Annotated in this window: 11 protein-coding genes and 4 pseudogenes; 10 read left to right on the plus strand and 5 right to left on the minus strand. The window is 43.7% G+C overall.

Annotated elements, in window-relative coordinates; genetic code table 11:
• Positions 1 to 356 precede the first annotated feature (356 nt).
• A complete protein-coding gene (locus ABLB98_RS14865; RefSeq protein WP_000059658.1) occupies positions 357 to 1,556 on the plus strand; it encodes an integrase arm-type DNA-binding domain-containing protein in 1,200 nt (399 codons plus the stop codon).
• 33 nt (positions 1,557 to 1,589) lie between these two features.
• Positions 1,590 to 1,811 carry a hypothetical protein gene (locus tag ABLB98_RS14870; protein WP_001986288.1) on the plus strand — a complete coding sequence of 74 codons (222 nt, stop codon included), beginning with the start codon at positions 1,590 to 1,592 and terminating at the stop codon, positions 1,809 to 1,811.
• 253 nt (positions 1,812 to 2,064) lie between these two features.
• Here the strand turns inward: ABLB98_RS14870 and ABLB98_RS14875 are convergent, their stop codons facing one another.
• Positions 2,065 to 2,316, minus strand: a complete 252-nt coding sequence (locus ABLB98_RS14875) for a hypothetical protein (protein WP_004758991.1) — start codon at positions 2,314 to 2,316, stop codon at positions 2,065 to 2,067.
• 194 nt (positions 2,317 to 2,510) lie between these two features.
• Between ABLB98_RS14875 and ABLB98_RS14880 the strand changes: the two genes are divergently transcribed.
• The 4 genes and pseudogenes from ABLB98_RS14880 to ABLB98_RS14895 all read left to right on the plus strand — a co-directional run bounded on the left by ABLB98_RS14880 (position 2,511) and on the right by ABLB98_RS14895 (position 5,707).
• Complete coding sequence (locus ABLB98_RS14880) at positions 2,511 to 2,732, plus strand: helix-turn-helix transcriptional regulator (protein WP_004658364.1); 222 nt, start codon at positions 2,511 to 2,513, stop codon at positions 2,730 to 2,732.
• Between the two features lie 283 nt (positions 2,733 to 3,015).
• Positions 3,016 to 4,159, plus strand: a pseudogene (locus ABLB98_RS14885) (IS3-like element ISAba14 family transposase).
• 132 nt (positions 4,160 to 4,291) lie between these two features.
• Positions 4,292 to 5,152, plus strand: coding sequence for an aminoglycoside N-acetyltransferase AAC(3)-IId (gene aac(3)-IId, locus ABLB98_RS14890; RefSeq protein ID WP_000557454.1), 861 nt, complete (start codon positions 4,292 to 4,294; stop codon positions 5,150 to 5,152).
• A gap of 12 nt (positions 5,153 to 5,164) precedes the next feature.
• Entirely contained in the window at positions 5,165 to 5,707 is a 543-nt protein-coding gene (locus tag ABLB98_RS14895; RefSeq protein WP_000587837.1) for an AAA family ATPase, read from the plus strand.
• Between the two features lie 481 nt (positions 5,708 to 6,188).
• On the opposite strand, the gene ABLB98_RS14900 is transcribed toward ABLB98_RS14895, so the two are convergent.
• Positions 6,189 to 6,380 carry a hypothetical protein gene (locus ABLB98_RS14900; RefSeq protein ID WP_000951934.1) on the minus strand — a complete coding sequence of 64 codons (192 nt, stop codon included), beginning with the start codon at positions 6,378 to 6,380 and terminating at the stop codon, positions 6,189 to 6,191.
• A 23-nt stretch (positions 6,381 to 6,403) separates the two neighbouring features.
• On the opposite strand from ABLB98_RS14900, the gene ABLB98_RS14905 reads away from it, so the two are divergent.
• The 4 genes and pseudogenes from ABLB98_RS14905 to ABLB98_RS14920 form a co-directional block, all read left to right on the plus strand.
• Entirely contained in the window at positions 6,404 to 6,631 is a 228-nt protein-coding gene (locus ABLB98_RS14905) for a hypothetical protein (protein WP_000248278.1), read from the plus strand.
• A 50-nt stretch (positions 6,632 to 6,681) separates the two neighbouring features.
• Positions 6,682 to 7,818, plus strand: coding sequence for a DUF3883 domain-containing protein (locus ABLB98_RS14910; protein ID WP_000080860.1), 1,137 nt, complete (start codon positions 6,682 to 6,684; stop codon positions 7,816 to 7,818).
• A 114-nt stretch (positions 7,819 to 7,932) separates the two neighbouring features.
• Positions 7,933 to 9,304: pseudogene (locus ABLB98_RS14915) on the plus strand (IS1182-like element ISCfr1 family transposase).
• Between the two features lie 1,113 nt (positions 9,305 to 10,417).
• Positions 10,418 to 11,404, plus strand: a pseudogene (locus ABLB98_RS14920) (site-specific integrase); the annotation flags it as partial.
• On the opposite strand, the gene ABLB98_RS14925 reads toward ABLB98_RS14920, so the two are convergent.
• The 3 genes and pseudogenes from ABLB98_RS14925 to ABLB98_RS14935 all read right to left on the minus strand — a co-directional run bounded on the left by ABLB98_RS14925 (position 11,367) and on the right by ABLB98_RS14935 (position 13,656).
• Positions 11,367 to 11,843: an AraC family ligand binding domain-containing protein gene (locus ABLB98_RS14925; RefSeq protein ID WP_074163966.1), complete on the minus strand. Its 477-nt coding sequence runs from the start codon at positions 11,841 to 11,843 to the stop codon at positions 11,367 to 11,369. The pseudogene ABLB98_RS14920 and the gene ABLB98_RS14925 sit on opposite strands and share 38 nt — an antisense overlap.
• 173 nt (positions 11,844 to 12,016) lie before the next feature.
• Positions 12,017 to 12,723, minus strand: a pseudogene (locus ABLB98_RS14930) (IS1 family transposase).
• A 90-nt stretch (positions 12,724 to 12,813) separates the two neighbouring features.
• Positions 12,814 to 13,656, minus strand: a complete 843-nt coding sequence (locus tag ABLB98_RS14935) for a carbapenem-hydrolyzing class D beta-lactamase OXA-58 (RefSeq protein ID WP_002002480.1) — start codon at positions 13,654 to 13,656, stop codon at positions 12,814 to 12,816.
• Between the last annotated feature and the right edge of the window lie 43 nt (positions 13,657 to 13,699).

The raw sequence follows: 13,699 nt of genomic DNA on the forward strand, positions 1-13,699 counted from the left end.
TTTAATTAAGTTAAAAGACTGCTATATAGCGGTCTTTTTTGTTTTTGAGCTCTACAAATTTTAATGAGTACATATAGTTACTTTTATAAAAATGATAATAAAGGGTAGAGGAGGTCATCTAAGAATTTAAAGCACAAGACTTATTTAACATTGATGACAGAAAAAGTGAGTTGTTGGGAACTTAAAGAAGAGGTGGTACTTATAATGGTTACTAAAATACAAATACTTAAAATATTAAATATATAAAACAATATATTACAAATATATATGATGCGTAACATACGCATCATATATATTTTCTTCTATTTTGATATAATGGATCTCGTCAATCCGCTGATAGGTTTCATTTAAATTTCATGAGTCTTACTGAAATTAAAGTTCGCCAAGCTCATTGCAAGGAAAAAACTTGTTTTTTATCCGATGAAGATGGACTTAGCCTGAAGATTGAGCCGACTGGAAGAAAATCTTGGTGCTATCGCTATACAGATCCACAAACAAAAAAACGTCGCCGCATTCAGTTGGGGCTTTATCCTGATTTATCGCTGAAAAAGGCACGACAAGTCAAAGATGACTTTAAAGACAATAATTATTGTTTTGAGCATGATACTGTCTCTAATGTCATCACCTTTCGTAAGGTAGGGGAGGAGTGGCTGCAGTTCAAACTGAAAAATGCATTTAATGATTCACCCCGCTGCGGTGTACTACAGTTAGCAGAAAGATGTTTACAGCAAGATATTTATCCAGACCTTCAGGATTTACCTTTTCAAAACATCAAGCGTTATGACCTGGTTTCAGTAATCAAAAAAATAGAGGGACGCCAAGTAAAAGAACCTGTCAAGAAAGCTTGTAGTTATTTGAACCAAATTTATGACTACGCTGTAGCGATGGGTTATTGTGAATTCAACATCGCGCATGGTTTAAATAAAATCGCCATTAACAGTAAAATCAAGAAGAATTATCCGTATTTGAAAGCGGAGGATATATCAGATTTTAAGAAAAATTTATTAAAATTGGATGCCCATCCGATTATTAAAAAAGCACTGCTGTTCAAATTACATACTGGCGTGCGAGGGGCTGAATTGTTATTGGCTGAGCCTCATCATTTTGATTTAAATGAAAAAATCTGGAAAATACCTGCCTTGCATATTAAACAGTTTCGACGAAAAGTCATATTAGGCCATGAGATTCCCGACTTCTTAGTTCCACTTTCAGATCAGGCTTTAGATATTTTAAAAGACGTCATGCAATGGTCATACGGTGAAAAGTACATTTTTGCTAGCCCACGGAAACATAATCAACCGATTCATTTTAATACATTAAATATGGCTATACGTAAGATGGGCTATGGAAAACATCAATTATCCTCTCATGGACTACGTTCCACTTTTAGTACCATTTTGAATGACTCAGGTTTGTTCCAGGATAACTGGATTGAGGCACAACTTTCACATATTGATAAGAACCGTACCCGTGCCAGCTATAATCACGCTGACTATTTAGCCCAGCGGACTGAAATGATGCAGTGGTGGGGTGATTATTTAAGTACTGCTAAGTGAAAATCGTACTTTTATACATAGACTTAAAACATTATGGGGTTTCAAATGGATAGTAAACAATATACTTGCCGTGTTACATGGTCAGCAGAATATAATGAGTATGTTGGGTTGTGTGCTGAGTTTCCATCATTGTCTTGGCTTGATGCGGATCAGTCTAAAGCATTCTCAGGAATAGAGGAGCTCGTTGCTGATGTTGTCGCTGATATGATTAGCAATAATGAAAAAGTTCCTACACCACTCTCCGGGAAAATATAGTAGGCAGTTTGTTGTCCTTGTTCTCAGTGGTTCAACAAAAACTAGCCCTCGAAGCCGCAGAACGTGGCGTGGACATAAATTGTTTAGTATCAGTAAAAAGAGCGATGTAATTTTAGTACGAGTGAGTGATAGAGCAGGAACCTATGCTTCATATATTCAGTAAATGGTATGTTTTTGAATTAATAGGTATTTTTAAATAAAGCTTTCTTTGATTTAGTGCTTTTTATTTAAAAAATTAATTTTTAAATACAACTTAGGCTAATTGATAAACACTATCTGGAAAGATTAAAAGAAAATATTTTTTAATTTCTGCTAATTCATTTAAGGCAGGTTCCCTTTCAAGCAGTTGAAATGTCCAAATAAGTACAGCCTGATGATTATCATAGCAAGTATTTACTCCAAGAAAATTAGCCATTCCATAACTTCTATTGATGTTCATTTCTTTAATTAATTGATTTCCTAAGTCACGAGCTTGCTGGCTGATCAATAACTCATTTGTTAACACGGCGGTCATCTCCACAAAATAATCTAATGCAGGTTCAATCCTTATACTTAAAAAGTTATAATTTAGTTGAAATGGATAAAATATACTTTCTATAAGTTTTAATAACCTGCTGTAGGTTAATTTTAGCAAAGTATTACTCAGTCAACAACTTCAAATAACCCACAGCAAGTTATTTTTTGTAAATTAATTTAAATATGATTACTTGTAAGTTATCTAGCCTCATGGGCGATAGAAAAATTTTAAAATTAAGTGAAGTGGTGCATGCAACAGGTATCAATCGCAACACGCTCACAAGTATGTATTATGACCGTGCTGTACGTATTGAATTACCAGTCGCCGATAAGTTGTGTAAGTACTTTAACTGTACGATGAATGATTTGTTTGAGTTTAAGGAAGAAGTTGAAGAAAAAGATTAACTTAATACTTCGTTTGATAAGTTTTTCGAAGAAAAAGACTAGCCAATACTTAGTTTGATAAGTTTTCCCTACAGGTCTAATACTGAATTTTATAAAGCTTCATCGAAAACATATATTTACTTTATTATTTATATAAAGGAATCAATCGAATGATAGAGGTATTTTTCTTATACCTTAATTAATCTGAATCGCGGATAAGAAATTAACAGAGATGGATCCGGAAATTTGAACAACTGCTATAAGTGATATTCTGCTCCTCAAATGATGTTATAAACATCAATATATGGAGTATTTTATGGCACGTAGACCAAGAAGAAATCATTCAAATGATTTTAAAGCTAAGGTAGCACTTGCTGCGATTAAAGCAGAAAAAACACTTGCTGAATTGAGTTCTGAGTTTGATGTTCATCAAAACCAAATTATTGACTGGAAAAATCAATTAATCTCAGCTTCCTCGCAAGCTTTCGATCAATCAAAAGCTCCATCAGAACCCCCATTGATCTTAAAAAGTTACATGCAAAAATCGGTGAGCAGGCATTAGAAATTGATTTTTTAGAAGGTGTGTTGAAGAAACTGGGCCGCTTCAACCACAAAAGTTAATCGACGACTCACTTCAGATTTCAGTATCTAAGCAAGCTAAGCTGCTGAAAGTCTCCCGTGGTTGTTATTATTATCGCCCAAAACCTGTTAGCTCATCAGATCTGAAACTGATGCGGTGTATTGATGAATTACATATGCAATATCCTTTTGCAGGCAGCCGTATGATGCGTGATTTGTTGAATCGTCAAGGGCATCATATAGGACGACGTCATACACGTACTTTAATGAAGAAAATGGGTATTCAGGCGTTATATTGCAAACCAAATTTAAGCCAGGCGAATCAAGCTCACCGTAAATATCCATATCTGCTCTAAGGGTTGGCTATTCAGCGCAGTAATCAAGTGTGGTCTACGGATATAACGTATATCCCTATGGCAAAAGGCTTTGTTTATTTATGTGCTGTGATTGATTGGCATAGCCGCAAGGTACTTGCGCATAGGGTATCGATTAGTATGGAGGTGGATTTTTGTATTTCGGCTTTAAATGAAGCGATTGAAAAATATGGTCGACCTGAAATATTTAATACAGACCAAGGCAGCCAGTTTACCAGTGATGCATTTATTGATGTATTGAAATCAAATGGCATTCAAATCAGTATGGATGGTAAAGGTCGATGGGTAGATAATGTGATGGTTGAACGATTATGGCGGAGCGTTAAATATGAAGAGGTGTATCTCAAAGCTTATAGCAGTGTCACAGATGCGAAAAAGCAATTAAGTGCATATTTTGAGTTTTATAATTTGAAACGACCTCATTCGAGTCTAGACAAAATGACACCAAATGAGTTTTACTATGATCAGCTACCCCAACAAAACAAGGTGGCTTAACTAGAGCGGAATATCACTTATAAATACGCTTTTAGTTGTTCAAACAAGTGGGACCACCTCTATATCTCGATAGGTATAGTAGAGTGATATCTCGATAGGTATAGTGTTTTGCAGTTTAGAGGAGATATCGCGATGCATACGCGGAAGGCAATAACGGAGGCGCTTCAAAAACTCGGAGTCCAAACCGGTGACCTCTTGATGGTGCATGCCTCACTTAAAGCGATTGGTCCGGTCGAAGGAGGAGCGGAGACGGTCGTTGCCGCGTTACGCTCCGCGGTTGGGCCGACTGGCACTGTGATGGGATACGCGTCGTGGGACCGATCACCCTACGAGGAGACTCTGAATGGCGCTCGGCTGGATGACGAAGCCCGCCGTACCTGGCTGCCGTTCGATCCCGCAACAGCCGGGACTTACCGTGGGTTCGGCCTGCTGAATCAATTTCTGGTTCAAGCCCCCGGCGCGCGGCGCAGCGCGCACCCCGATGCATCGATGGTCGCGGTTGGTCCGCTGGCTGAAACGCTGACGGAGCCTCACGAACTCGGTCACGCCTTGGGGGAAGGATCGCCCGTCGAGCGGTTCGTTCGCCTTGGCGGGAAGGCCCTGCTGTTGGGTGCGCCGCTAAACTCCGTTACCGCATTGCACTACGCCGAGGCGGTTGCCGATATCCCCAACAAACGGTGGGTGACGTATGAGATGCCGATGCTTGGAAGAGACGGTGAAGTCGCCTGGAAAACGGCATCGGATTACGATTCAAACGGCATTCTCGATTGCTTTGCTATCGAAGGAAAGCCGGATGCGGTTGAAACTATAGCAAATGCTTACGTGAAGCTCGGTCGCCATCGAGAAGGTGTCGTGGGCTTTGCTCAGTGCTACCTGTTCGACGCGCAGGACATCGTGACGTTCGGCGTCACCTATCTTGAGAAGCATTTCGGAACCACTCCGATCGTGCCTCCGCACGAGGCCGTCGAGCGCTCTTGCGAGCCTTCAGGTTAGAGGCCGTCGACAATGATAATCTGGATCAACGGACCTTTCGGCGCCGGAAAGACGACGCTCGCTAAGCGGCTGCGCGATCGGCGTTCCAAATCGCTGATCTTTGACCCCGAGGAAATCGGGTTCGTGGTGAAAGAAACGGTCCCCATGCCAGCGAGCGGAGACTATCAGGATCTCCCCTTGTGGAGGGGACTTACGATCGCGGCGGTCAGGGAGATTCGAAGGAATTACTCGCAGGACATCATCATCCCAATGACGCTCGTGCACCCGGACTATCTGACTGAGATACTCGACGGGGTAAGGCGGATCGACGATCAGCTGCTGCACATCTTTCTGACGCTCAACGAGGACCTATTGCGTCACCGGATCGCGAACCAGACCATGCATCCTGACCCGAATCGAAATGCGGAGATTCGAGAGTGGCGATTAGCGAATGTCGCCCGATGCTTGGCCGCAAGGGAACGGCTTCCATGCACAACCCGTGTTCTCGATAGTGGTGCACACACCAGCGATGAACTCGCAGCGATGGTGCTCGACGGAATCGATGGGCGCACCTGATCGCCTTCGACGCCTGCGCAAAGCGTAGCGCGAGGGTGGCGGGCTCACGACCAAACGCCCAGAGGTCGATCATCGCAGGGATGTTTGGCTTTGTGGTGCGGACGACGGGACTCGAACCCGTACTCTCACAGAGAAGCAGATTTTCGTACCACCTCGACTTTCGCCGCCGTCTGATGACGTTCGTGGTCTGGACTGTCCCTTCGCCATTGCCCGAAGGCTTTAGGCGCCGCCCGTCCAGTCTCTACACCTTCCCCCGAAGGGGCTTGGCTCGGGATTGGCTTAGGGTATTGCCCGTTAGCGTTCCCCGACTTTGAGCGGTTCTACTCCGCGGATTTCCCCGCGGGCACTCCAATTTTAAAGTCTGCTGCGTCTACCGATTTCGCCACGTCCGCCTTTTTTCGCCGTTCCTAGCGCTCGTGCGATGCACCTATGTTGCACCTAGCGCCGAATCGTTCTTCGTCATCCTGAAAAACCACGTCTCCTAAAGCCTTGCATAGCTTATCTTTTCTCCACCACGAACTTTTTTGTGGGATGGTAGAAAAAAAGACTTTTTAAGTCCGCTGGCTTGCCAGGCCTTGTTAGCTTGTACGGTCATGGTTATCGGGTAAAGAATATTGACGGCATCGCTGGTGTCGGTGGCTGAAAAGCCGGCTCCCATCAGGGCAATAGCCATTTCAGATGCAGGCGTACAGGGCAATGGTCAACAGCTACAGCCTGTCTGACGATTCCGGCGTCATGGCTGCGGCGGCTATCACGCATTTTTTGTTCGGTCAGGCGGTGTTTTCGTACCTCAATGGTTGGAGCGTGTTGATCGGACCTGGTACAGGTTTGGACAGCACGGGCTGCAAATACGCAAGGGATTTAATGGGCCTGGTGGCGTTCACGGCTTTTATCGTGACGTTTCTGTTCAGGGGCTACTCATAATCTCGTGGCTCGGCGGTTCCCGGCACACCATGACAGTAAGGAAGGACCCTGTGTCTCAACTCTCCCAGCTTCGAAGCCCCGCCGCCGTGCAGGCTGCCATCGATGAGTTCGTGCAACTGGGCCGCACGAAATTCCTGGCGCGCCACGGCTACGGCAAGTCCCGCGACTTCCTGGTACGTGATCCGAAGACCGGCACCGATTGCGATTCCAAGGCCATCGCCGGTGTGGCCTTCGGCAAGCAATTTCCCGAGCAGGGCCCGCTCACTGCTGACAGCTTCTCCGGTGGCGAGGCGACCGTCGTTCCGGCGCTGACGCGGCTCGGGTTTCGCATCATTCGCATCGGCGAAGACTGGTCCGAAGAAGAGGTCCTGGCCACGGTCGAAGACTATTTCGACATGCTGCGTGCCGAGGCGGCTGGGGAGCCGTACAACAAGTCCGAGCACAACCAGGCACTGCGCCAACTGCTGAACGGTCGCAGCAAGTCTTCAGTCGAGCTCAAGCACCAGAACATTAGCGCCGTACTCGATGCCCTGGGCCTGCCCTATATCAACGGCTACAAGCCACGCGGCAACAGCCAACTGCTGCTGCGTAAATCCGTACACGCCTACGTTCTGGAACATCAGCAGACGGTCGGCGCTCTTGTCGATGCCCTGGAGGAGGTAAAACTTCCGGGTGACAAAACCTACCGAGCGGCTTTGGTAGAACCACCCGCCCGTGAAGTGCTTGTGCGTACCCCGGCATCTCTACGGCAACGCCTACCGCGAAAGTTCGATTATGCCGCTCGCGATGAAGCCAACCGCAAGCTGGGCCGGGCAGGGGAGCAGTGGGTGATTGGCTACGAACAGCAACGCCTGACCGAGCTCGGCCACCCAGAGCTTTTTCAGCGGCTGGATTGGGTGTCCGACACCCAGGGAGACGGTGCGGGGTTCGACATCCTGTCGTTCGAAGAGGACGCCCATGAGCGCTTCATCGAGGTGAAAACCACCAATGGCGGGGTAGGCTCGTCTTTCTTGGTCAGCCACAACGAACTCGAATTCTCCAAGGAGGCGGGCGATCAATTCCATCTGTATCGCGTGTTCCAGTTTCGGGACGGTCCGCGCCTGTTCACGCTACCCGGCGACCTCAGCCAACATGTGCATCTCAAGCCGACGGACTACCGGGCGAGTTTCCGGAGTTTGGTGGGGTAAAGGCAGGGTTCTGTTGAGCCGAATGGCTGTGTGCGGCCGATTCTGTTGAAAAAGTAGCGGCCTCCCCATGCCGTTGGCAAAATTGCTTTGTCAGCGAGCGTGGGGGCGAACAGCATGATGGGACAGTTACCGGGAGGACAGCAGCGCCTGTTCTACTCGTTCAATCTGGAAGATCACGTCCCGGCCCAACATCTCCTGCGCAGCATCGACCAGTGCTTGGATCTCAGTGATCTACGTGCCTACCTGGCAGATTTCTATAGCCCCATCGGGCGTCCCTCGATTGACCCGGAGTTGATGGTGCGCATGCTGGTCGTCGGCTACTTGCTATGGCATTCGTTCCGAGCGGCGATTGTGCGAAGAGGTGCACCTGAACCTGGCCTATCGCTGGTTCTGCCGGTTGGGTCTGGAAGACGAAGTCCCCAATCACTCGACCTTCTCGAAGAATCGCCATGGGCGTTTTCGTGACAGCGATCTATTCCGCTGGTTATTCAATGAGGTGCTGCGGCGCTGCATGGCAGCCGGCCTAGTCAAGGGTGAAGGTTTCGCCGTCGACGCCAGCATCATTAAGGCGGATGCCAGCCGGCAACGTGGGGTGGCGGGAGATGAGGTCGATTGGAACGATCCAAAGCTCAGCAGCCGCGCAGTGCGCGAGTACCTCGAAGCCCTTGATGAAGAGGCGCTGGCTGAGGCTCTTCCCAAGAAAATTTCGCTCACTGATCCTCAGTCCCGTTGGACAGCAGCGCCAGGTGGCCCGGCCTTTTTTGCCTACTCCACGAATTACCTGATCGACACTGAGCACGGTGTGATCATGGACGTGGAAGCTACCCCGGCGCACCGTACCGCCGAAGTCGATTCGACTAGGACGATGGTCGAGCGTGTCGAGGCGCAGTTCGATCTCACACCGGAACGCCTTATCGGCGATACCGCTTATGGCACCGCCCCGATGCTGGCCTGGATGGTCGAAGAAAAGGACATCGAACCGCATGTGCCGGTGTGGGACAAGACCGAGCGCAAGGACGACAGCCTCTCCAGTAACGACTTTCACTGGAGTCAGGACGCCAATGAATATCGCTGCCCAGCCGGCAAACCGCTACGCAGTGAATGGCGCGCCTTCACCCAGCAAAGGTCGCGGGTAACTAAGGCCAAAACCGTCATTTACCGCTCCAGCCAAACCGACTGCGCCACCTGCCCGTTGAAAGCGAAATGCTGCCCCAACACGCCGAATCGGAAGATCGTCCGCAGCATCCATGAGGCTGCCCGCGACGTGGCTCGACGCATCGCCAAGACACCGGAGTACCTCGTCTCTCGCTGCGAACGAAAGAAGGTGGAGATGCTTTTCGCCCACCTCAAACGGATCATGAAACTCGACCGTTTACGACTGCGTGGCCTAACGGGTGCCACTGACGAATTCACCTTGGCTGCGATGGTGCAGAACCTGCGCCGCATGGCCAAGCTTTTGCCTCAAGGGCCACCGCTGACGGGATAGGTATGCCTGCTACGAGCAGAAACCCTCAAATTAACCCTTAAACCTGAGCAAGGACGCTCAGTGAAACGCCGGAAGGCAACTTGAAGTGGCTTGCAGCCACTTCGACAGCAGGCACACCTGATCGGCAGGCTGCCGCTAAAGCTACTTTTTCAACAGAATCGGCCGATTTGTGCCGGTCGTCAAGGACCGCTTCGGATCACTCTCAACCGGATCGCGGGCCAGCTGATTTGCTAAAACCCGCGCCAAACTCAACGAAGGATTTCGCATGATCCGTTTTTTTTGGCGATCACGCTCGGCCTGATGGTTGGCTGCTCGTCGAGTTCAAGTTCGATCTGATCAGTGAGCGGTAGCGCAAGTGGATCGCCTCAGCCAAGCAGCGTTGTTGCCGGCGGCCGGAAGAAAGCCTTGAACTAGTAGCGGAAAGGATGAAACTTTATTTTTACGATTCTCAGCATTTTCCAAGGTTGAGCGAAAATTAGGATGATACTTTAATGATTCCGGCCTCCATCCCCACAAAACGCTTGCAGATGGCAGAATTGAAATAAGTCATTGTTTTAAATGGATTTTTGCAGGAATTGCTACGTTGCAGGGTCCTGTAGTTAGGATGACACTTTATTTTCCTCCCACAATCAAAGCATCCATCCATGCATTTGTGAAATCAGAACCCATTGAACGCATTGAGTTTGAAAAAAACTTGCTGAACTTAGGTATCGTGAACAATTATGAAAAATATATAGACTACAATAATTTGCTGTTTCACGTTTTGTTTAGCAAATGGATTAACAGTCCAGTTGACTTTGGATATTTTGTCGATCAAAACTTTTACGGTGCCAGCTAAGCTCACTCAAAACATCTACGGTGTAATACACCGTAAAAAGAATTGCACCTGGTACTTGCCACTAAAAAATGACAGTGAATGACATTTTGAGAGAAAAAAATTGTGGGGTAGTGCCTTTTCTACTCCTTTGAGAATTTTAATTATGACAATTCCGATACACCTAACAATAACTTCATATTTTTCTTTCTTGAACTAAGATTCAATAACTTAACTAATTTCTATTTCAATCATAAAATATGATATGTTGACCTTAAGAATAATTCATAAACTTTACTATGTTTGCTTTAAAAACAATTCATTTAGAAAAGAAAGTCTCAAACGAAAATCAAATTATTCTTTTATTTGATTTAGATTCATTCTGTCCATGTATGTACCCTATGCTGTACACCATGAAATTTCTTAGATTTCAAAGTATCTCTACGCAGCATGCAGATTTAATCGCAATAAAATTTTGGTATGAATTTTGGTTTGAAAAGTTTGCCACGTCCTTTTGTGAGTCGTTCTATTCGACATCCTATAATTTTGAGATCATTCAATGTGAAATTGATAATTTCATTGTTTACTTAGAAAATAATAAAAAACTTGAAAGTAATCTTATACGGCTAAGCAATTCAGAACATATTAATTACACAACAATTGGTCATAGAGTTAGATCCTTCTTAAAGTTTTACAACTTCTTGATTAATGAATACTTAAGCATGCAATCACAGCCACAACTTACGTTGAAGGAAATTCAAAAAATTAAAGAAAACTTGAATAAATATATGACAATAAAGAAAAAAATTATAAATAATTTTTCAAAAGCCAATAAGACAATTAAAAGTGAGATAAATCATAATTTTAAGAGCATGAATCAGGAAATGATTAAAGGATTGTATTCAGTCATTTCACCAAGTAACTCTAATAAATACAATGAATTAAATCCTTTTAGATCTAAAAATGTACAACTCAGAAACTTTCTGATCATACATCTCATGCTCAACTATGGTCTTAGAATTGGTGAGCTTATGCTACTAACAACCAACTCTATTAAAAAATCAATTCAGAATCATAGTTTTAGTTTAATTATTACAAATACAGATGATGAGTTCGATGATCGATCAAAAAAGCCAAAAATCAAAAATGAATATTCGTACCGAGTAATTAAACTGCAGGAACGAGACTACAGAATTCTTCAAATCTATATAAATGAAATCCGAAAAGAAATTCCTTCACATATCTTATTTACATCCTTAAAGCCTCCCTATTCTGCTTTAAGTTTTCTAATAAAAGATCTAAATACGTATCTTTCATCAATTGAGATTCATTGTTATTCAATATATTGTAGGTTGAAAGTATCAAATGTGAAAGTTGAGGATCAGAACGTAGGGTTGATTCGATAGCAAGTTCGATAGGCTCATTAAATATTCCTTCATAGCTTTTTTTTAACCATGCTGGATCTAAATGCATCATTTTATAAGTGAAGCCGAGAGGATCTGGTGCATTACCATCATGAACTTCTTCAGGTTCAAGCATGAAAGTTTGACCTTGATAGCTATCAATAATTTTTTTTCTACAATTGAATTGTTGATGTCCTAACTCTGTTACCCCTATAAGATAACTTGAGTGTAGATGAGGATCGTATGCAAAGCCTTTGAAGTGGGCATGAATTAGTTCTATACCTGTAGACTTATCCTGTGTGACATTGACCCAATTGCTCATATTTACTTAATTAGTCCTAATGGATTTAGCTTATCAAAAATTATCTAATGAAGAAATTCTAAAATTAACATAATACACCTTATACAAAATGCCCTTGTAAGCCCTTAATCAAGGGCATTTTTAGTCTCTACTTAACATAAAATTTTGGTGGTGCTTCAAAAAGTATGCTGCCTTTAAATGAAGCCATTATTGATGTAAAAGAAAAGAAGGCTAAATCAAAAGCTTTAAAATGGTTTTCAAGCTTTTTTGAAAAATTACAGCTTCTTCTGAAGCTACGCCTAATTCTATGCCTTATTTTGCAATTATTGCCTTCAATACCTACAGTAAAAAATTTACCAATACTTTGCTTACCATTTTTAAAAGCAGTGATGAAACTGTCCCAATGATCACTTGCAATTCGGGTGTAGTGAATATCTAATTGTTTAAGCTTTGTCTTCAATTGTTAGACTGTAGCTAAATCTCGTTTACCCCAAACATAAGCAACAATTTCACCTGTTTCTCGATGATAGGCGTAAATAAGCCATTGTTTATTCTTTTTATTTCCAACAAAATTCCAGAACTCATCTACTTCGAGAGATTCATAATGACTTTGCTGAGGCTGAATTTCATAGGTTGATTCAGTTAAAGTACGTAAAACTTTACCGATACTGATGCGCTCAACTTCAGCAATATCTCGTATACCGCTGCCTCTGACCATCAACTGTAATATTTTACGAGTAATACCTGACTTACATCCTAGATAGCTCAGTGCATGATCACCAATAAACTGACGTTTACAGTCTTTGCACTGATAGTTTTGTTTCCCATCTACTTTGATACCATTTTTCTTTATACTATCACTGAGGCAGGTTGGACATTTGATTGCTAGAGTTATTTGCATTTCTCTATTTTATCAAAATCCAATCGGCTTTTTCTTCAGCATACTTTTTGAAACACTACCAAAAATAGATTAACCTCAAACTTCTAATTCTTATAAATAATGAAAAACACCCAACTTATCTAGCACATCTAAAGACAATTGTTTACGTAGAGCAATATCATCACCAGCTTTCATTTGCATATTTAAAGCAAATGCCACCACTTGCCCATCTGCCTTTTCAACAAAACCCACATACCAACCCACTTGCGGGTCTACAGCCATTCCCCAGCCACTTTTAGCATATAGACGATTCTCCCCTCTGCGCTCTACATACAACATCTCTTTCACTTGTTGCTGAACTTCAGGTTTAAAAGGCAATTGCCCTTGGGCTAAATCATACACAAACTTTACTTCTTGTATAGGTGTAATTGTCAAAGGCCCTTTCAACCAAAATTGATCAACTTCCGTGCCTATTTGCATATTGCCATAACCAATACGTTGCAATTCACTTTGCATTAAGCTTGGACCAATACGACGTGCCAATTCTTGATATACAGGCACTGTAGATGCTTGCATGGCTTCGCCCAAAGTAAAATCTTTGTCCCATGCTTTAAAAAAACGTGGCTTTCCATCCCACTTAAATATTTCTGTAGATGTTGCTTTATGATTTTCTAAACCAATTAGTGCATTGGCAATTTTAAATGTAGATGCAGGAATATAAGCTGTTTTTGCTCGGTCTAAATGCGTGCCATATTTTTTAATATTTTGACCATCATATGTGACAAACACAGCATCAGCTGAGATTTCATTAAAAAGCGCTTGAACATTCTGATCGATGATTGAGTTATTCACTTGTGGAATTGTACTTGTTTTTGCTCGACTCATACTATGCTCAGCACAAGCCCCAATACTTATGCTTAAGCAAACTAAACTCAATATTTTTAATAATTTCATGATATACAACTTTAAAATTTGGTAGTGTTTCAAAAAGTATGCT

Source organism: Acinetobacter yuyunsongii (genome assembly GCF_041021915.1).
In the GTDB taxonomy this organism is placed as follows: domain Bacteria; phylum Pseudomonadota; class Gammaproteobacteria; order Pseudomonadales; family Moraxellaceae; genus Acinetobacter.